Below are 19,159 nucleotides of genomic sequence, written 5' to 3'. Positions count from 1 at the left end.
GATTCCTTATCACTGACCCAAGGTCAGCACTTTCTGCATCATGTTCTTGGCGGTGTTCATCAGCTCGGCGTTGGTCTGGAACGCCCGGCTGGCGGAGATCATGTCAGCCATCTCCTCGACCACATTGACGTTCGGGTAGTAGACGTAACCGTCCTTGTTCGCCGCCGGATGGTTGGGCTCGTAGCGTGCTTCGAGGTTGCTCTGGTCTTCGATGATGCCCTTGACCTGCACACCCTGCCCTGCCTCGCCCTGATCTTCGAACAGCGACTGGCTGCCGCCGGCCTGCGCATTCTGGAAGGTGGTGGCAAACACCGGGTGCCGCGCGCGGTAGGTCTGGTCGATGCTCGACGAAACGGTCTCGGCGTTGGCGATGTTGGAAGCAACGGTGTTGAGGCGGGTGTTCTGCGCACTCATGCCGCTACCGGCAATGTTGAAAACACTGGACAGGGACATGGTCATTCTCCGCGCAGGGCCGATACCAGCCCTTTGAATTTACTGTTGAGCAGGGTAAAGCTGGCCTGGAAGCCAATGGCGTTTTCCGTGTAGTTCGATTGCTCGATCTGGGCGTCCACGGTGTTCTGGTCGATCGACGGCTGCGTCGGCGTGCGGTACTGCAGTGTGTCGTCGGCCATTGCCAGGCCTTCGGCCTCGATGTGGCGGCTGTTGGTACGGTCCATGGCAAAGCGGCCACCGCTCTGCTGCTTCTGGCTTTCGGCGGCGAGCACCGAAGAGAAGTCCATGTCACGCGCCTTGTAATTGGGCGTGTCAGCGTTGGCGATGTTGTTGGCCAGCACTTCGGCGCGCTGGGCGCGGAAGCCCAGGGCCTTTTCATGGATGCCAAGCGCCTTGTCGAAACTGATGCTCATGTCGGGGAAACCTTCGAAGGTTGACCGGAATATCGTTGGCCAAGCTATAGCAAGGGCTGTGCCAATGTTTTGAAAGGCCGGAAACATTGGGCTGGAGCAGGGATGGCTGATGGCGCGATGCCAGAAAAGCGGCAAAAGGCTTCCGCCTGGAGAAGGGAAAGCGGCAATTGCCGGGCGGCAAAAGCGGCAAAACAAAAAATTGACGTCAAGCGGCGTGAGTGGCGACGGGGTGCAAAAGGCCTGCTTTTAGAGTGCGTTTTTTGAGATCGAACGCCGCGCTGGCGGCGCTCGATGTCAGGCTTCCCAAAACAGCCCGCAGCCCATCACTTGGCCTGGTAAATGATCCCCGGGCTGCACTGCACCATCTGGTAATGGTCCGGCAAACCATTGAGCGCCTCGGAGGCACCGAGGAAAAGATACCCACCCGGCTTCAGGGTGCTGTGAATACGCAGCAAGATGTCTTTCTTCACCTGTGCCGAGAAATAGATCAACACATTCCGGCAAAACACGATGTCGAACTTGCCCAGCGCGGCATAGCTATCGAGCAGGTTGAACGAGCGGAACTCGACCCGGCTGCGAATGGCCGGTTTCACCGCCCAGCGCCCCGGCCCCTTGGTGTCGAAGTAACGCTGCAAGCGCTCCTGGGACAGGCCACGGGCGATCGCCAGGCTGTCGTACTCGCCGGTCTTGCAGTTGTTCAGCATCGAACCGGACAGGTCGGTGGCAACGATCTGCGCACCCATCTTCAACTGGCCCAGGTTGCTGCGCTCGAACTCATCGATGGCCATCGAAATGGAGTACGGCTCCTGGCCCGACGAGCAGGCCGCCGACCACATGCGCAGGCGCTGGCCGGGGTTGTTCTTGATGAACTCGGGAATGACCTTGTTCTTCAGCACTTCGAATGGGTAGGTATCGCGAAACCACAAGGTTTCGTTGGTGGTCATCGCATCCACCACCTGCTCGCGCAAGCCGCCACGCGGCTGAGCCTGGATGCGCTGCACCAGCTCACCCAGGCTCTTGATGCCCTGCTGCTCCATCAGCTTGTTCAGACGGCTGGAGACCAGGTACTGCTTGTTCTCACCCAGCAGGATGCCACAGGCCTTCTCCAGGAATACCCGGAACTGTTCGAAATCCAAATTACCCGTAGACACTACTGCGGCCTCTTTTCAATCACAGATACCGGGAGTCGCCTCCCGGCTACTTCAATGCGTTGCCTTGATCCGGTCGACCACGCGCTGGGCCAGGTCGTCCGGCTTGAACTTGGCCAGGAAGTCATCGGCACCGACCTTCTTGACCATCGCCTGGTTGAACACCCCGGACAACGAAGTATGCAGACAGATATGCAGTTTTTGCATGCGCGGGTCACTGCGGATCTCGGCCGTCAGCGTATAGCCGTCCATCTCTGGCATCTCGATGTCCGAAATCATCATCAGGAACTCTTCTTCCGGCCGCTTGCCCTCGTCCACCAGCTTGCGCAGGTAGTCCAGGGCCTGGCGCCCATCATTGAGCGCCACCACCTCGACACCGACCGTCTGCAGGCAGCGACTGACCTGCTTGCGCGCCACCGACGAATCATCGACGGTCAGCACACGCAGCAGTACAGCCTTGTCCTGCGTATCGGCATCGACCACACCGGCTGACACCGACTCGGACGACGGCGCCACCTCGGCCAGCACCTTTTCCACGTCGATGATTTCAACCATGCGGTTGTCCACCCGGGTGACCGCAGTCAGGTAGTGATCGCGGCCGGTGCCCTTGGGTGGCGGGTGGATCTCTTCCCAGTTCATGTTGACGATGCGCTCGACCGAATGCACCAGAAAACCTTGGGTCTTGGTGTTGTACTCGGTGATGATCACGAAGCTGTTGCGAGTCTCTTCCTTCAGCCCGGGCAAGCCGGTGGCCATCGACAGGTCGAGAATCGGAATGGTCGCCCCACGAATGTTGGCTACACCACGTACCACAGGATGGGACTTGGGCAGCACGGTCAGCTCAGGGCATTGCAGCACCTCGCGGACCTTGAATACGTTGATGCCGTAAAGCTGCGCGCCGTTGAGGCGGAACAGCAGCAATTCCAGGCGATTCTGCCCAACCAGCTGTGTGCGCTGGTTGACTGAATCCATAACCCCCGCCATGCCTGACTCCTTTTTCTTTCTGCCATTTCGTAGCCACTCCTACAGCGAGTCGGCACGGGCTTTGCTTTTTTGAGCGTCATGTACACGAAAACGACAATTTTCCGACGACTGACGCACCTGCTGAGCGGCTCGCTGGCTGCGCTGTGCCTGCTGGCACCCGGCGCTCGCACGCTGGCGGACGCGGTTACCTTGCCTGAACAGCTTATCGGTGTCACCCAAGGGTTTCTTGAATTCACCGTAGAGGATTACCTGGCCACGACCCAGACGGCAGGCCGCTATGAGATACAGGTCAACTCGCTCGACCCACGGCTGCGCATGCCCCTGTGCAGCCAGCAACTGGACGCCTCGCTGGAAAGCCCGGCGCAGCCACTGGGGCGTGTAACGGTACGTGTACGCTGCAACGGCGCCGCGCCGTGGACCGTCTTCGTACCGGCAACAGTGCGGCTGTTCCGCGATGTGGTGGTGGTTACCCGCCCGCTGAAGCGCCAGAATATCGTTGCCGAAGGTGACGTGGCCCTGCGCGAACGTGACGTTGGCACCCTCACCCAAGGCTTTCTCACCGATCTCGACCAGGCGGTTGGCATGAAGATGCTGCGCCCCACAGTGATCGACCAGGTCCTGACCCCGCAGCACCTGGAGCAGGCCGAAGTGATACGCAAGGGTGATCATGTGGTGATCATCGCCCGCAGCGGCAGCCTCGCCGTACGCATGCCCGGCGAGGCCCTAAGCAAGGGTGGCCAGGGCGAACAGATCCGGGTGCGCAACCTGAATTCGCAGCGGGTAGTGAAGGCCCGTGTCACGGCCCCCGGCCAAGTGGAGGTCGCCATGTAGATTGGGCTGGCGGTGTACAACCGCTTTTCCTAAACTGTGTCAGAACGGGTTCGCGGGCTTGCCGACAGGCGGCTAAGCATTTGTGCCTAAAGTTTCTTTCGGGATGGCCGAAAACATGGCAAGCGTCCAAATACCCAGGGGTTTCTGATCATGGTCATCGACTTCAGTCGTTTGAATAACTCTCCGTCCATCACGGGCGGCGTTCGCGGCAATGCCGCGCCCGGCAACGCCGACAAGTCCGGCGAAACCACCGCGCCGAAAAGCGCAAGCGCCAGCGGAGAAGCGGTACACCTCAGCCAAGAGGCCCAGCAGTTGCAAAAGGTCAGCGACAAGCTGCGCGACCAGCCCGTTGTCGACAATGCCCGCGTGGCACAGTTGAAACAGGCGATCGCAGATGGCAGCTACCAGGTCGATGCCGGCCGGGTCGCCAGCAAACTGCTCGATTTCGAAGCCCAGCGCTGACCGTTCGGCGCGCTGACTTCACGGACGCTAAAAAAGCCAAGAGTTAGCCATGCACGACATCACATTGCTGCAACTGATCGAAGACGACATCGCCCCTACCCAGGAGCTGCTCGACCTGCTTCAGCAGGAGGCAGTCGCCCTGCACGGGCGCGATATGGCGCCGCTGGAGGGCATCCTGGCCCGCAAGCAGTCGCTTATCGTTCTGCTCGAGCAGCAAGGCCTGCGTCGCAATCACCTGCTCACCAGCCTCGGCCTCAGCGCCGACCGCGCCGGGGTTCAGGCCGTAGCTGCGCAGTCGCCAAACGGTGAAGTGATCATGCAACAGCTCAATGTGCTGACCCAGTTGATGGACGCCTGCCAGAAGGTCAATGAGACCAATGGCCGGATCATCCAGGTACAACAGCACGTCACGGCCAACCAGATCAGAATCCTCATGGGCGGCGATTCTCCGTCGCTCTACGACAGCCGTGGCGCCACCTCGCCATTGGCCAAGCCCCGGGCGCTCAGCCAAGTGTGATTAGTTCTATCAAGGCACGGAACATACTGGCAAAATGCCGTTACTTGCGTGTGTCGTTTTTGCCTGGAGATTGATAACCCGTGTTCAATGAGACCGATGCTCCGCAGCCGCCAAAGGTGCTGAACACTCCTTTGGAGATTGCGGCCAACCTGCGCCAATTGATGGAGAGCCATGATCCTTTGATCATTACCTTCCATGAGCGCAGCCAGCGCTTTCAGAGCTACGTGGTTCATGTGGACCGTGACAGCAATACCTTGGCGCTGGACGAGATGATCCCGCGCGATGGCGAAAAATTCATCGAGAACGGCGAGCCATTCCGCGTCGAAGGTTTCCACGACGGCGTACGCATTGCGTGGGAATGCAACCACGAACTGAGGATCACCGAGGTCGATGGCCATCGATCCTATCGCGGTGCCCTGCCGGACGAAATGACCTACCACCAGCGCCGCAATGCATTCCGCGCCGCGCTGAAGCTGTCGCAGCTGGTCGATGTGATTCTCGACGGCACCCACCTCAAGGGCAATGGTGCTTTGCGCGGCAAGCTGCTGGACATCTCCGCCACGGGCTGCAAACTACGCTTTGAAGGCAATGTCGAGGAGCGCCTGCAACTGGGCCAGGTTTACGAGCGCTTCAAGGCCAGCAACCCGCTGGGGCTGGTGGACACCATGGTCGAGCTGCGCCATCTGCATTACGAAGAGCGGATCAACACCACCTTTGCCGGCGTGCGTTTCCATAACCTCAATGGCCAGGCGCAGCGCAAGATAGAGAGCTTCGTGTACCAGCTGCAGCGCGAAGCGCGGCGGTTCGATAAAGACGATTATTGATCGTCTGCCGAACGCGCAAACGCCACCTCAAGACTAATGCCAGTCTTTCACGCGATTTAGGGCCGCTTTGCGGCCCATCGCCGGCAAGCCGGCTCCCACAGGGTCTGCGCAGCTCTTGAGGTCTGCGCTGTACCTGTAGGAGCCGGCTTGCCGGCGATGGGCTGCGCAGCAGCCCCATTGAAGCCAAATCACTGGCATCAACCTACAGGTGGCATTTTTGTTTATGCCTACTCTGGCCCCGATCAAACCGGCTTGCTGACCTCGCCCGGATCAGCCGGTTCGGCCCTCTCTTCAGCCTCGGTATCCTCAGCCGCCACCGGCGCCTGCATTACCTCCTGCACGGTCTGTTCATCCACACGCGGGTCGAGCGCGGCCGACAATGGCGAACCCGCCGCCGGCATAGCCACGTGCCCCAACGGTGCATCCTGTACCTGGTGCAGCCCGGTGACCGCCTTCGGACGAATCCGCCACACCAGCACCAGCGCGAAGAACACGAAGAAGGCATACAGCATCTGCGCGCCCAGCACCTTCATCAGCACCCCCGCCGCCAGCGGCCCGATGCACGCACCCACGCCGTAGGTGACCAGCAGCATGGCGGTCAAGGAGACACGCCGCTCGCTTTCCACGTGGTCATTGGAAAATGCGACAGCCAGGGGATAAAGGCAGAACTGCAGCAGCGAAATCAGAAAGCCGATGCCGAACAGCAACTCCAGTGGCACATTGGGCAGGATCGCCAGCGGCGCCGCCGCCAGCGCCAGGCCCACAGCCACGCTGCGGATCAGCACGGCCCGGTCATAACGGTCGGACAACCAGCCCAACGGCCACTGCACCAGCAGCCCGGCAAAGATGCAGCTACCCATGAACAAGCCGATCTGCTCGGTGGAAAGCCCCTGGCTGGACGCATATAGCGGCGCCAGGCCGTAGAAGGAGCCGACGATCAACCCAGAACCGAGCACAGTGCTCAGCGACTGCGGCACGCGCTTGATGAAGAATTTCGGCTCCATCGGTGCCGGGCGCAGCGGCGCCGGGTGAATGCGCCGGGTCATCGCCACCGGTACCAGGCACAGGGCGAAGCACATCGCGACCAGCATCAGCAGTTCAGGGCCAAGTTCGGGGTGCACCACCAGAATCAGCTGACCGAGCACCAGCCCCAGGTAGGAGGCAATCATGTAGCCGCCGAACACCGCGCCGCGGTGCTTGGCGTCGGCCTGCTCGTTGAGCCAGCTTTCGATGACCATGTACTGGCACATCATGCCCAGGCCAACGAGCATCCGCAGCCCGACCCAGGCCGGTAGCCAGTTGGTCATGCCATGGCCCAGCACTGCCGCGCAGACGATTCCGGCGCAGGTGGTATAGGCCCGGATGTGCCCTACCCGGCCGATCAGTCGGTGGCCAACCTTGCCGCCAACAGCCAGGCCGAAATAGTTGGCCGCCATCAAGGCACCGACCCATAAGCTGTCGACATGATCGGCCGCCAGGCGCAGTGCCAGGTAAGTACTGAGCAGACCCGAGCCGATAAGCATCATCAAGGCAGCGAAATACAACGACTGAAACGGCTTCCAGATGTTTCGCATACGTCCCGTCGGGCTCCCTGGTCAGGTGGCGTTGGCTTGCTGGCAAGCATAAAAGCAAATCGTCCGCGGCGCAGTCCCCTGCCTGCGAAATAGCAGAACAGGGGCGCGTGCAGTAGCGTTCGTGTCGCGCTCAGGCTTGTGCCGCCAACACTCGCCGCTCCCACGGCGTGATCTCGTTGTAGAAATCAGTCAACTCGAGCGCCTTGGTGGCAGCGTAACCTTCGATGAACTCAGCCCCGAACAGTTCCCGGGCCAAGGCGCTGCCCTTCAGGCGCTCCAGCGCCGCATGCAGGGTGCATGGCAGGCTCAGGTGCTCAGGCACCTCGAACTCACCCTGGATGGCCGGTGCAGGCTCCAGGTGCTGCTCGATGCCGTGCAGGCCGGCTGCCAGGCTGGCGGCAATGGCCAGGTAGGGGTTTGCATCAGCGCCCGGCAGGCGGTTCTCGACGCGCCGCGCCACGGGGGCGCTGGCCGGAATACGCAGCCCCGCAGCGCGATTATCCTCCGACCAACAGGCATTGTTCGGCGACGCATAGGGATGGCACAGCCGCTGGTACGAGTTGACATTGGGCGCGAACAGCGCAGTGAAATCGGCCATGCACGCCTGCAGGCCGCCTATGAAATGATGGAAGGTCTGGCTCGGCCGCCCCTGGTCATCGCTGAACACGTTTCGCCCCGTGGCGATCTCCACCAGGCTCTGATGAATATGCATCGAGCTGCCCGGCGTATGCGCCAGGGGCTTGGCCATGCACACCACTGTCAGGCCATGCTTGAGCGCGACTTCCTTGAGCAGGTGCTTGAACAGGAAGGTCTGGTCGGCCAGCAGCAAGGGGTCGCCGTGCAGCAGGTTGATTTCAAACTGGCTGACGCCCATTTCATGCATGAAGGTGTCGCGCGGCAGGCCCAGCGCCGCCATGCACTGATAAACCTCCTGAAAGAACGGCCGCAGGCCGTTGTTGGAACTGACACTGAATGCCGAGTGGCCGAGCTCGCGACGGCCGTCCTTGCCCAACGGCGGAGAAAATGGCTGTACAGGGTCACTGTTGGGCGCAAAGACGAAGAACTCCAGCTCGGTCGCAACGACCGGCGCCAGGCCCAAAGCGGCGTAGCTGGCGATCACCGCTTTGAGCAGCCCGCGGGTGGACAGCCCTGACGGCCGGCCATCGAGCTCATTGGCATCGCAGATCGCCAGCGCCAGGCCCTCTTCGCTCCAGGGCAAGCGGTGGATCTGCGCAGGCTCCGCCACCAGGGCCAGATCACCATCGTCGCTGCCGTAGTACTTCGCTGGCGGGTAGCCCCCCATGATGCATTGCAACAAGACGCCACGTGCCATTTGCAGGCGCCTGCCTTCGAGGAAGCCTTCGGCAGTCATGACCTTGCCACGAGGGACACCGTTAAGGTCGGGAGTGACACATTCGATCTGGTCGATGCCCTGGAGGTGCTCGGCGAGCGAGCGCGGGGCTGCGGTGGTCATGACGCTTGTCCTTGTTGTTATGGGCTGGCAACAACATAGGCTGGGGGTGTTTAAAATATCAAGCACCTGCATCCGCAACGACGCAGATCTTGCCCCCTCACTCGCGCAGGGTCATGCCATTGGACGGCAATGGCAGCGCCGTTTTATACCGCACCTGCTTCAAGGCAAAGCTCGACCGTATGTTCGCCACCCCCGGCAGTCGTGTCAGGTAATCGAGAAACCGCTCCAGCGCCTGGATGCTCGGCAACAGCACCCGTAACAAATAGTCGGGGTCGCCAGTCATCAGGTAGCACTCCATCACCTCCGGCCGCTCGGCGATTTCTTCCTCGAAGCGGTGCAGCGCTTGCTCTACCTGCTTCTCCAGGCTGACATGGATGAACACATTGACATCCAGCCCCAGCACCTCTGGCGACAGCAAGGTCACCTGCTGGCGGATCACACCCAGCTCTTCCATGGCCTTGACCCGGTTGAAACAGGGCGTGGGCGACAGGTTCACCGACCGCGCAAGTTCTGCGTTGGTGATGCGGGCGTTGTCCTGAAGGCTGTTGAGAATGCCGATATCGGTACGATCGAGTTTGCGCATGAGACAAAATCACCGGTTTTTTGTGTTTATGCGGAATGTTTATCTGCGCCGCTCGCTAAAGGCAATCAACTTGAGAGAAAAATTCTCCCGGCGTGTCACTACTATGTAATTGACGCTGACCTGCCAGTCACAAGCCGGTGATCAGCGGCGGCCGCTTCAGAGCTCACAAAAACAACATCCGAGCGAGCGTAAAAAGCATGAACGAGTACGCCCCCCTGCGTTTGCATGTGCCCGAGCCTACCGGCCGGCCAGGCTGCCAGACCGATTTTTCCTACCTGCGCCTGAACGACGCGGGTCAAGTCCGTAAACCGCCCATCGATGTCGATGCTGCCGACACTGCCGACCTGTCCAACAGCCTGGTCCGCGTGCTCGACGAGCACGGCGATGCGCTTGGCCCATGGGCCGAAGACATCGATCCGCAGCTACTGCGCCAAGGCATGCGCGCCATGCTCAAGACGCGGATCTTCGACAGCCGCATGGTGGTCGCCCAGCGCCAGAAGAAGATGTCCTTCTACATGCAGAGCCTGGGCGAAGAAGCCATCGGCAGCGCCCAGGCGCTGGCGCTGAACCGCACCGACATGTGCTTCCCCACCTACCGCCAGCAAAGCATCCTGATGGCCCGCGACGTGTCTCTGGTGGAAATGATCTGCCAGCTGTTGTCCAACGAACGCGACCCGCTCAAAGGCCGCCAGCTGCCGATCATGTATTCGGTGCGCGAAGCCGGCTTCTTCACCATCAGCGGCAACCTGGCGACGCAGTTCGTGCAGGCGGTCGGCTGGGCCATGGCCTCGGCGATCAAGGGCGATACCAAGATCGCCTCGGCCTGGATCGGCGATGGCGCCACGGCCGAGTCGGACTTCCACACCGCGCTGACCTTCGCCCACGTATACCGCGCCCCGGTGATCCTCAACGTGGTCAACAACCAATGGGCGATCTCCACCTTCCAGGCCATCGCCGGCGGTGAATCGACCACCTTCGCCGGCCGTGGCGTGGGTTGCGGTATCGCCTCCCTGCGGGTGGACGGCAACGATTTCGTCGCTGTATATGCCGCCTCGCGCTGGGCCGCCGAACGCGCCCGCCGCGGCTTGGGCCCGTGCCTGATCGAGTGGGTCACCTACCGCGCCGGCCCGCACTCAACCTCCGACGACCCGTCCAAGTACCGCCCTGCCGACGACTGGAGCCACTTCCCGCTGGGCGACCCGATCGCCCGCCTGAAGCAGCACCTGATCAAGATCGGCCACTGGTCCGAGGAAGAACACCAGGCCGTCACCGCCGAGTTCGAAGCGGCCGTCATCGCCGCGCAAAAGGAAGCCGAACAATACGGCACCCTGGCCAACGGCCACATCCCGAGTGCAGCCTCGATGTTCGAGGACGTGTACAAGGAAATGCCCGATCACCTGCGCCGTCAGCGCCAGGAACTGGGGGTTTGAGATGAACGACCACAACAACAGCATCAAACCGGAAACCGCCATGGCCACCACTACCATGACCATGATCCAGGCCCTGCGCTCGGCCATGGATGTCATGCTTGAGCGCGACGACAACGTGGTGATCTACGGCCAGGACGTGGGTTACTTCGGCGGCGTGTTCCGCTGCACCGAGGGCCTGCAGACCAAGTACGGCAAGTCGCGCGTGTTCGACGCGCCGATCTCCGAGAGCGGTATCGTCGGCACCGCCGTGGGCATGGGTGCCTATGGCCTGCGACCGGTGGTGGAAATCCAGTTCGCCGATTACTTCTACCCCGCCTCCGACCAGATCGTCTCGGAAATGGCGCGCCTGCGCTATCGCTCGGCCGGCGAATTCATCTCGCCACTGACCCTGCGCATGCCCTGCGGTGGCGGCATCTACGGTGGCCAGACCCACAGCCAGAGCCCCGAAGCGATGTTCACTCAGGTGTGCGGCCTGCGCACGGTCATGCCCTCCAACCCGTACGATGCCAAAGGCCTGCTGATCGCCTCGATCGAATGCGATGACCCGGTGATCTTCCTGGAGCCCAAGCGCCTGTACAACGGCCCGTTCGACGGCCACCACGACCGCCCGGTGACCCCGTGGTCCAAGCACCCGCAAAGTGCCGTGCCGGACGGTTACTACACCGTGCCGCTGGACAAAGCGGCCATCACCCGCCCGGGCAACGACGTCACCGTATTGACCTACGGCACCACGGTCTACGTGGCCCAGGTGGCCGCCGAGGAAACCGGCGTGGATGCCGAAGTGATTGACCTGCGCAGCCTCTGGCCGCTGGACCTGGACACCATCGTCGCGTCGGTGAAGAAGACCGGCCGCTGCGTGGTGGTGCATGAAGCCACCCGTACCTGCGGCTTCGGCGCCGAACTGGTAGCGCTGGTGCAGGAGCATTGCTTCCATCACCTCGAAGCGCCCATCGAGCGCGTCACCGGTTGGGACACGCCCTACCCTCACGCACAGGAATGGGCGTATTTCCCAGGCCCTTCGCGGGTAGGCGCGGCATTGAAACGGGTCATGGAGGTCTGAATGGGCACGCACGTCATCAAGATGCCGGACATTGGCGAAGGCATCGCGCAAGTCGAGCTGGTCGAATGGTTCGTCAAGGTCGGCGATGTGATCGCCGAAGACCAGGTGGTGGCCGATGTCATGACTGACAAGGCCACCGTGGAAATCCCTTCGCCGGTCAGCGGCAAGGTGCTGGCCCTGGGCGGCCAGCCGGGTGAAGTGATGGCGGTCGGCAGCGAGCTGATCCGCATCGAAGTGGAAGGCAGCGGCAACCATGTCGATGTGCCGCAGGCCAAGCCGGTAGAAGCCCCGGCAGCCGCCAAGGCAGAACCGCGTGTCGAACCGCAACCGGTAGCCAGCCCGGCTGTCTCGGCGCACACCGCCGCGCCGATCGTGGCGCGCCAGGCCGACGAAAAACCTCTGGCCTCGCCTGCCGTGCGCAAGCGCGCCCTGGATGCCGGCATCGAACTGCGTTACGTGCATGGCAGCGGCCCGGCCGGGCGCATCCTGCACGAAGACCTGGATGCATTCATCAGCAAGCCGCAGAGCCCTGCGGGCCAGGCGCCGGGCGGCTACGCGAAACGCACCGACAGCGAACAGGTGCAAGTGATCGGCCTGCGCCGCAAGATCGCCCAGCGCATGCAGGATGCCAAGCGCCGTGTGGCGCACTTCAGTTATGTCGAGGAAATCGATGTTACTGCACTCGAAGCCCTGCGCCAGCAGCTCAACAGCAAGCACGGCGATAGCCGCGGCAAACTGACCCTGCTGCCATTCCTGGTCCGCGCCCTGGTCGTGGCACTGCGCGACTTCCCGCAGATCAACGCGACCTACGACGACGAAGCCCAGGTCATCACCCGCCATGGCGCGGTACATGTGGGGATCGCCACACAGGGCGACAACGGGCTGATGGTACCGGTGCTGCGCCACGCCGAAGCGGGCAGCCTGTGGGGCAACGCCAGCGAGATTTCCCGACTGGCGAGCGCCGCACGTAACAACAAGGCCAGCCGCGAGGAACTGTCCGGCTCCACCATCACCCTGACCAGCCTCGGCGCCCTGGGTGGCATCGTCAGCACGCCGGTGGTCAACACGCCGGAAGTGGCGATCGTCGGGGTCAACCGTATCGTCGAGCGGCCGATGGTGATCGATGGCCAGATCGTTATTCGCAAGATGATGAACCTGTCCAGCTCGTTCGACCACCGTGTGGTCGATGGCATGGATGCCGCGCTGTTCATACAGGCTGTACGTGGCCTGCTTGAACAACCCGCCTGCCTGTTCGTGGAGTGAGCATGCAACAGACTACCGACACCACCCTGCTGATCATCGGCGGCGGCCCTGGCGGCTACGTGGCCGCCATCCGCGCCGGGCAACTGGGCATCCCCACCGTGCTGGTGGAAGGCCAGGCGCTGGGCGGCACCTGCCTGAACATCGGCTGCATCCCGTCCAAGGCACTGATCCATGTGGCCGAGCAGTTCCATCAGGCATCCCGCTACACCGAGCCGTCCGAACTCGGCATCAGCGTCTCCACGCCACGCCTGGACATCGGCCGCAGCGTGGCCTGGAAGGACGGCATCGTTGACCGACTGACCACTGGCGTCGCTGCACTCCTGAAAAAACACGGGGTCAAGGTCATCCATGGCTGGGCGAAGATCCTCGACGGCAAGCACGTCGACGTCGATGGCCAGCGCATCCAGTGCGAGCACCTGCTGCTGGCCACCGGCTCGAACAGCGTCGAACTGCCCATGCTGCCGCTGGGCGGGCCGATCATCTCTTCGACCGAAGCCCTGGCCCCCCGAACATTGCCCCAGCATCTGGTGGTGGTTGGCGGCGGCTATATCGGCCTGGAGCTAGGCATCGCCTACCGCAAACTGGGCGCGCAGGTGAGCGTGGTGGAGGCGCGTGAGCGCATCTTGCCGACCTACGACAGCGAGCTGACCGCGCCGGTGGCCGAATCGCTGAAGAAGCTGGGCATCGCTGTGCACCTTGGGCACAGCGTCGAAGGTTACGACAGCGGTTGCTTGCTGGCCCGCGATGCTCAAGGTGCACAGCTGCGCCTGGATGCCGACCGGGTGCTGGTGGCCGTCGGCCGCCGCCCGCGCACGCAGGGCTTCAACCTGGAAAGCCTCGAACTGAAAATGAACGGTGCGGCCATCGCCATCGACGCACGCTGTCAGACCAGCATGCGCAACGTCTGGGCCATCGGTGACGTGGCCGGCGAACCGATGCTGGCACACCGAGCAATGGCGCAAGGTGAAATGGTCGCAGAAATCATTGCCGGCAAGGCACGACGGTTCGAACCCTGCGCAATTGCAGCAGTGTGTTTTACAGACCCGGAAGTCGTTGTGGTCGGCAAGACCCCGGAACAGGCCAGCCAGCAAGGGCTGGACTGCATCGTCGCGCAGTTCCCCTTCGCCGCCAATGGCCGCGCCATGAGCCTGGAGTCGAAAACCGGCTTCGTGCGCGTGGTGGCGCGGCGTGACAATCACGTGATCCTGGGTTGGCAGGCAGTGGGCGTGGCGGTTTCAGAGCTGTCCACAGCGTTTGCCCAGTCACTGGAGATGGGCGCGCGACTGGAGGATATCGCGGGCACTATCCACGCTCACCCGACCCTGGGCGAAGCGGTGCAGGAAGCGGCATTGCGCGCGCTGGGCCACGCATTGCATATCTGACACTGAAGCGGCTGCGGCCTTTGAGATCTAGCACCCCCTCACGACGCTAGATCTCAAAGGCGCTAACATGCTCAAGACCAGACCAAGCACGGAGGAATATAGGCGCAATACGGCGACGTGATAGGACATTTCCTCAATTGACGTCAGCACGCCGTATAATTCTGCCCCCCGAAATCCGATGATGTTTTCTCATGAAGAAACTGCTGTACGTCGTTACCCTCGCCCTCTCTGTCATCCCTGCCGCCTTCGCCAATCCCCCCGCAACGTTTACCGAAGCCAAGGTTGTCGCCAAGCAGAAAATCTTCCTCGACCAGGCAAACAGCCCAATGGGCGAACTGTACTGTGGCTGCAAATGGACCTGGGTCGGCAAGTCCGGTGGCCGGGTCGACCCCAAATCCTGCGGCTACGAAACCCGCAAGGTACAGACCCGCGCCGAACGTACCGAATGGGAGCACATCGTGCCGGCCTGGACTTTTGGCCACCAACGTAAATGCTGGCAGAACGGTGGTCGCGAGCATTGTGTCAATGAAGACCCGACCTTCCGCGCCATGGAGGCAGACCTGTTCAACCTCTATCCGTCCGTGGGTGAAGTGAACGGTGACCGCAGCAATTTCAACTACGGCATGGTTTCAGGCGTTGCGCGCCAGTATGGACAGTGCACCACCAAGGTCGACTTCCAGCAGAAAACCGCCGAGCCGCGTGACGAAGTGAAAGGCCTGGTTGCGCGTACCACGTTCTACATGTTCGACCGGTACAAATTGAGCATGTCGCGACAGCAGCAGCAGGTGCTCATGGCCTGGGATAAGCAGCACCCGGTGTCGGCGTGGGAAAAGCAGCGCAATCAGCGAATCGCCGCGATCATGGGGCATTCGAACCCCTTCGTCACCGGCGAGCGGAAATGGACGCTGGGCTACAAGCCTGCCGGGGCTATGGACGTGGTAGCTTCGGCAACCCCGAAAACGGCTGCCAGGGATATCGGCAAGCCGACCCTGGCGAGTGCGTCAACTGGCGGTGCGATCATTGGCAACCGCAACAGTCACGTGTACTACCTGGCCAGCGGTTGCCCAGGGTATAGCCAGGTCGCTCAGAAAAATCAGGTGGCATTTGGCAGTGAAGCAGAAGCGCAGAGTGCAGGTTACCGCAAGGCGGGTAACTGCAAGTAGGCGAATGGAGCGAGAGAAAATATGGCGTCCCAGGGCAGGTTCGAACTGCCAACCTTCCCCTTAGGAGGGGGATGCTCTATCCAATTGAGCTACTGAGACACAAGAACCGGCAGCGAATGCTGCGCAGCTGGACGGCGAGCATGTTAACCAGAGGGCAGCCGTTTGTCATGCATCTATCGGGCTTTTTGCACGTAGGGTTTTTCCGATGCTTGTCAAACGGACACCCCCTGCTGACGCAGCAGGTCGATCAATGTGCAGACCGCCGTGGCCAGGGAGCCGGAGTTGTCTAACACATGCACGCTGGGATCGGGACATGCCTGGAGCCTGGCACTGCGCGCCAGGCGCTGATCGATCTCTTGCGGTGCCTCCCTGCCTCTGGCAAGCAGGCGCGCGCGCAGCACCTCCGGCTTAACCTCCAGGCGCACTGCAAGCAGACCGGGATAGCGCCTACGCGCCTCGTCCAGATAGCCTCGGGAACCATTGACCAGCACTGATCGCCCTTGCGCGAGCCAAACGTCCACTTGCTTGGGTATCCCATACTCCAGACCGTTGGCTTGCCAATGCATGGCAAATTCGCCTGCCGCACTCATCGCTTCGAAGCGCTCTGGCGTGACGCTTTGCGCCGCCTCACCTGTGGCCTCTGCAGAACGTGTGATGACTCGCCGGGCAATTTCCACACCTGCGCCAGCCAGTTGCGCGCGAGCGGCCTCGATCAGGGAATCTTTTCCTGAACCAGAGGGTCCTATCAGATATATCAGGACACCTGAGGCTTTACCTTGGGAGCTTGCGTCATGTTGCATAGCCACTATGCTCTATGGAAGGAAACCTGCGCATTTTAAGGGTTTTCTCTACCCTTTGCCGCGTTTTACGGGTTTTTGACGGCAAAGGGCTGACGGTAAGGCGAGCCTGGAAATGCAAAACTTTTCCAACCAGTACTCATTTCTGATAATTGGTACTGGCAAAAAGCCTTTACCGGGATCACTATTTGTCACAGAATTGACGCCAAGGAAACGGCGACCTTGAGGCAAGATGAGCACCAAATTTTCCAGGCGGTTGAACATTTTGTCGTCGCCACGGTCGTACCAGCATCCCGTGCGGCCAATTTGTGAACCGCTTCCCCTGAACCAAAAACCGGTTAATTTATATGCGCCCAATGAAACAGGCTATTTATTCGAGCCGCACCGCTGACAAGTTCGTCGTCCGCCTGCCAGACGGAATGCGTGAGCGCATTGCCGAGGTAGCGCGCAACCATCACCGCAGCATGAACTCCGAGATCATCGCACGCCTGGAGCAGAGCCTTATCCAGGAAGGTGCGCTGGGCGACGAGCTGAGCATGCGCCTGGACAGCCCCGAGCTGTCGCTGCATGAGCGCGAGTTGTTGCAACGCTTCCGCCAGCTGTCCCACCGACAGCAGAACGCGCTGGTCGCCCTCATCGCTCACGATGTGGAAATGGCAGCCGACGCCTCCTGAGGCGCGTAGCGAGAACAAAAAAAAGCCAGCGTAAGCTGGCTTTTTTGTTGGGTTGCGCACAGGCCTTGGTCGCTCTGGCGTGCACTTCCCAATATCAAAGCAGGAACAGCGTAGCCAGCCCCAGGAAGATGAAGAACCCACCACTGTCGGTCACGGCAGTGATCATCACACTGGACCCCATGGCAGGGTCGCGCCCCAGGCGCGTCAGAGTCATCGGGATCAACACCCCCATGAGCGCGGCCAGCAGCAGGTTCAAGGTCATGGCCGCAGTCATCACCAACCCCAACGACCAGCTGTCATACAGCCAGAACGCCACAGCACCGATCACTCCACCCCAGATCAGGCCATTGAGCAGCGACACCGCCAGCTCCTTGCGCATAAGACGGCTTGTATTACCCGGCGACACTTGGTCCAACGCCATGGCGCGAACGATCATGGTAATGGTCTGGTTGCCTGAATTGCCGCCAATACCCGCTACGATCGGCATCAGCGCCGCCAGTGCCACGAGCTTCTCGATCGAACCCTCGAACAGGCCGATCACACGCGAGGCCAGAAACGCGGTTATCAGGTTGATCGCCAGCCAGGCCCAACGGTTTCGCAATGAACGCCAGACTGAGGCGAAGATGTCTTCCTCCTCACGCAGACCAGCCATGTTGAGAACTTCACTCTCGCTCTCTTCACGAATCAGGTCGACCATCTCATCGATGGTCAAACGGCCGATCAGGCGGTCGCTCTTGTCCACCACCGGTGCCGAAACCAGGTCATAACGCTCGAAAGCCTGCGCCGCATCGTAGGCATCTTCGTCAGGGTGGAAGGAAACCGGATCAATCGCCATGACCTCCGCGACCTTCTTGTCCGGATCGTTGACCAACAGACGCTTGATCGGCAACACACCCTTGAGGATGCCGTCGTAGTCGACTACGAACAGTTTGTCCGTGTGGTTGGGCAGCTCTTTAAGGCGGCGCAGGTAACGCAGAACCACTTCCAGGCTGACATCTTCACGGATGGTCACCATCTCGAAGTCCATCAGCGCACCGACCTGCTCCTCGTCGTAGCTCAACGCCGAGCGCACACGCTCGCGCTGCTGGGCATCGAGGCTTTCCATCAGCTCGTGAACGACATCACGCGGCAGCTCCGCCGCCAGGTCCGCCAGCTCATCGGCGTCCATTTCCTTGGCCGCAGCGAGAATCTCGTGATCGTCCATGTCGGCGATCAGCGATTGACGAACCGAGTCGGAAACTTCAAGCAAGATGTCGCCGTCACGATCCGAGCGCACCAGCTGCCAGACCGTCAGGCGGTCTTCCAGGGGCAATGCTTCGAGGATATAGGCGATATCTGCAGGGTGCAGGTCGTCGAGCTTGCGCTGCAACTCGACGAGGTTTTGACGGTGGACGAGGTTTTCCACCAGGTCGTGGTGATGACCTTCCTGACGGTGGGTCAGGTCCTCAACCACGCGTTGGCGCTGCAACAGTTCGACCACCTGGGCCAGGCGATCCTGCAGGCTCTCTTGCGCTTTCTTTACTTCTACTTCAGTCATAGGCGAACTCCACTCCCAGCAGCGGAGCACGCCGGGGGATTCAATCGGTCAGATCAGGCTGTAAGAATCTTGTTAAGAAGTAACTACTGGGTAAGTCCATGGTGGTATTCCACAAGCCCCGGCGGGGCTGACGGGCGCAATCATACACTGCCTAAGCTGTCAGATCGCTTAAATTTTTGGCCAGAACAATCGTTTGCGCGATAAAGCTATGACAACGCTCGAAGCCATGTGTGCGACGGCACGAGCCAAAGAAAAAACACATGCGGCGCGCAAAGAAGTGTCGGGCGGGTTATTTTCAGTCTAGCGGGCATCACTGATAAATCAGTGAACGACAGAAAACAAAAAGCCCGCTCAATTGAGCGGGCTTCTTGATATGTGGCGGACTCAGGAGGATTCGAACCTCCGACCGCTCGGTTCGTAGCCGAGTACTCTATCCAGCTGAGCTATGAGTCCGTAGTTGGTAGTTTTAGGCCAGATTACCACTGGCTTACTGAAGTCGCTTTGCAAGCAGAACCACTTCAAAAGTGGCGGACTCAGGAGGATTCGAACCTCCGACCGCTCGGTTCGTAGCCGAGTACTCTATCCAGCTG

At 61.1% G+C, this 19,159-nt stretch carries 20 protein-coding genes and 2 tRNA genes; 11 read left to right on the top strand and 11 right to left on the bottom strand.

Features of this window, described 5'->3' with window-relative positions; all coding sequences use genetic code 11:
- Window positions 1–9 precede the first annotated feature (9 nt).
- Together flgC and flgB are read right to left on the bottom strand one after the other, a co-directional pair.
- Window positions 10–453: a flagellar basal body rod protein FlgC gene (flgC, locus tag ACW4TB_RS08980; protein WP_012315561.1), complete on the bottom strand. Its 444-nt coding sequence runs from the start codon at window positions 451–453 to the stop codon at window positions 10–12.
- A 2-nt stretch (window positions 454–455) separates the two neighbouring features.
- Entirely contained in the window at window positions 456–866 is a 411-nt protein-coding gene (gene flgB / locus ACW4TB_RS08975) for a flagellar basal body rod protein FlgB (RefSeq protein WP_012315562.1), read from the bottom strand.
- 102 nt (window positions 867–968) lie between these two features.
- Between flgB and ACW4TB_RS08970 the strand changes: the two genes are divergently transcribed.
- Entirely contained in the window at window positions 969–1,130 is a 162-nt protein-coding gene (locus ACW4TB_RS08970) for a hypothetical protein (RefSeq protein ID WP_190273313.1), read from the top strand.
- A gap of 59 nt (window positions 1,131–1,189) precedes the next feature.
- On the opposite strand, the gene cheR is transcribed toward ACW4TB_RS08970, so the two are convergent.
- Complete coding sequence (gene cheR / locus ACW4TB_RS08965; protein WP_012315563.1) at window positions 1,190–2,017, bottom strand: protein-glutamate O-methyltransferase CheR; 828 nt, start codon at window positions 2,015–2,017, stop codon at window positions 1,190–1,192.
- Between the two features lie 51 nt (window positions 2,018–2,068).
- A complete protein-coding gene (locus tag ACW4TB_RS08960) occupies window positions 2,069–2,986 on the bottom strand; it encodes a chemotaxis protein CheV (protein ID WP_455842954.1) in 918 nt (305 codons plus the stop codon).
- Window positions 2,987–3,076: 90 nt separating this feature from the next.
- Between ACW4TB_RS08960 and flgA the strand changes: the two genes are divergently transcribed.
- The 4 genes from flgA to ACW4TB_RS08940 all read left to right on the top strand — a co-directional run bounded on the left by flgA (window position 3,077) and on the right by ACW4TB_RS08940 (window position 5,632).
- The gene (gene flgA, locus ACW4TB_RS08955) at window positions 3,077–3,829 is read left to right on the top strand and encodes a flagellar basal body P-ring formation chaperone FlgA (RefSeq protein WP_012315565.1); all 753 of its coding nucleotides are present in this window, start codon (window positions 3,077–3,079) and stop codon (window positions 3,827–3,829) included.
- Window positions 3,830–3,979: 150 nt separating this feature from the next.
- A complete protein-coding gene (flgM, locus tag ACW4TB_RS08950) occupies window positions 3,980–4,291 on the top strand; it encodes a flagellar biosynthesis anti-sigma factor FlgM (protein WP_046785380.1) in 312 nt (103 codons plus the stop codon).
- A 49-nt stretch (window positions 4,292–4,340) separates the two neighbouring features.
- On the top strand, window positions 4,341–4,808 hold the full coding sequence (locus tag ACW4TB_RS08945) for a flagella synthesis protein FlgN (protein ID WP_115274169.1): 468 nt from the start codon (window positions 4,341–4,343) through the stop codon (window positions 4,806–4,808).
- An 80-nt stretch (window positions 4,809–4,888) separates the two neighbouring features.
- Entirely contained in the window at window positions 4,889–5,632 is a 744-nt protein-coding gene (locus tag ACW4TB_RS08940) for a flagellar brake protein (RefSeq protein ID WP_012315568.1), read from the top strand.
- Window positions 5,633–5,874: 242 nt separating this feature from the next.
- Here the strand turns inward: ACW4TB_RS08940 and ACW4TB_RS08935 are convergent, their stop codons facing one another.
- From ACW4TB_RS08935 to bkdR, 3 genes are all read right to left on the bottom strand, one after another.
- Window positions 5,875–7,206, bottom strand: coding sequence for an MFS transporter (locus ACW4TB_RS08935; protein WP_012315569.1), 1,332 nt, complete (start codon window positions 7,204–7,206; stop codon window positions 5,875–5,877).
- A 130-nt stretch (window positions 7,207–7,336) separates the two neighbouring features.
- Window positions 7,337–8,680 (bottom strand): glutamine synthetase family protein, encoded by a 1,344-nt coding sequence (locus ACW4TB_RS08930; protein ID WP_455842953.1) that lies wholly within the window; start codon window positions 8,678–8,680, stop codon window positions 7,337–7,339.
- Window positions 8,681–8,777: 97 nt separating this feature from the next.
- Complete coding sequence (gene bkdR, locus ACW4TB_RS08925) at window positions 8,778–9,263, bottom strand: Bkd operon transcriptional regulator BkdR (protein ID WP_012315571.1); 486 nt, start codon at window positions 9,261–9,263, stop codon at window positions 8,778–8,780.
- Window positions 9,264–9,460: 197 nt separating this feature from the next.
- Here bkdR and ACW4TB_RS08920 point away from each other — a divergent pair, with 197 nt between their 5' ends.
- The 5 genes from ACW4TB_RS08920 (at window position 9,461) to ACW4TB_RS08900 (ending at window position 15,561) form a co-directional block, all read left to right on the top strand.
- The gene (locus ACW4TB_RS08920; RefSeq protein WP_012315572.1) at window positions 9,461–10,693 is read left to right on the top strand and encodes a 3-methyl-2-oxobutanoate dehydrogenase (2-methylpropanoyl-transferring) subunit alpha; all 1,233 of its coding nucleotides are present in this window, start codon (window positions 9,461–9,463) and stop codon (window positions 10,691–10,693) included.
- A gap of 1 nt (window position 10,694) precedes the next feature.
- The gene (locus ACW4TB_RS08915) at window positions 10,695–11,753 is read left to right on the top strand and encodes an alpha-ketoacid dehydrogenase subunit beta (protein ID WP_012315573.1); all 1,059 of its coding nucleotides are present in this window, start codon (window positions 10,695–10,697) and stop codon (window positions 11,751–11,753) included.
- On the top strand, window positions 11,754–13,016 hold the full coding sequence (locus ACW4TB_RS08910; RefSeq protein ID WP_279929794.1) for a dihydrolipoamide acetyltransferase family protein: 1,263 nt from the start codon (window positions 11,754–11,756) through the stop codon (window positions 13,014–13,016).
- A 2-nt stretch (window positions 13,017–13,018) separates the two neighbouring features.
- Window positions 13,019–14,398 (top strand): dihydrolipoyl dehydrogenase, encoded by a 1,380-nt coding sequence (gene lpdA, locus ACW4TB_RS08905; RefSeq protein ID WP_279929793.1) that lies wholly within the window; start codon window positions 13,019–13,021, stop codon window positions 14,396–14,398.
- Between the two features lie 191 nt (window positions 14,399–14,589).
- On the top strand, window positions 14,590–15,561 hold the full coding sequence (locus ACW4TB_RS08900) for an endonuclease (RefSeq protein ID WP_279929792.1): 972 nt from the start codon (window positions 14,590–14,592) through the stop codon (window positions 15,559–15,561).
- Window positions 15,562–15,583: 22 nt separating this feature from the next.
- Here the strand turns inward: ACW4TB_RS08900 and ACW4TB_RS08895 are convergent.
- Together ACW4TB_RS08895 and phnN are read right to left on the bottom strand one after the other, a co-directional pair.
- Window positions 15,584–15,660 (bottom strand) — tRNA-Arg (locus ACW4TB_RS08895).
- A 113-nt stretch (window positions 15,661–15,773) separates the two neighbouring features.
- Complete coding sequence (gene phnN, locus ACW4TB_RS08890; RefSeq protein ID WP_279929789.1) at window positions 15,774–16,361, bottom strand: phosphonate metabolism protein/1,5-bisphosphokinase (PRPP-forming) PhnN; 588 nt, start codon at window positions 16,359–16,361, stop codon at window positions 15,774–15,776.
- A 344-nt stretch (window positions 16,362–16,705) separates the two neighbouring features.
- On the opposite strand from phnN, the gene ACW4TB_RS08885 reads away from it, so the two are divergent.
- Window positions 16,706–17,032 (top strand): Arc family DNA-binding protein, encoded by a 327-nt coding sequence (locus ACW4TB_RS08885; RefSeq protein WP_003254499.1) that lies wholly within the window; start codon window positions 16,706–16,708, stop codon window positions 17,030–17,032.
- A 94-nt stretch (window positions 17,033–17,126) separates the two neighbouring features.
- Here ACW4TB_RS08885 and mgtE read toward each other — a convergent pair whose 3' ends face one another.
- A complete protein-coding gene (gene mgtE / locus ACW4TB_RS08880) occupies window positions 17,127–18,569 on the bottom strand; it encodes a magnesium transporter (protein WP_012315589.1) in 1,443 nt (480 codons plus the stop codon).
- A 376-nt stretch (window positions 18,570–18,945) separates the two neighbouring features.
- Window positions 18,946–19,022, bottom strand: a tRNA-Arg gene (locus tag ACW4TB_RS08875).
- Window positions 19,023–19,159 lie beyond the last annotated feature (137 nt).

The organism is Lelliottia jeotgali (assembly GCF_977070485.1).
The sequence above is the reverse complement of the archived record's forward strand: the minus strand, read 5'-3'. Positions and strand labels throughout refer to the sequence as shown.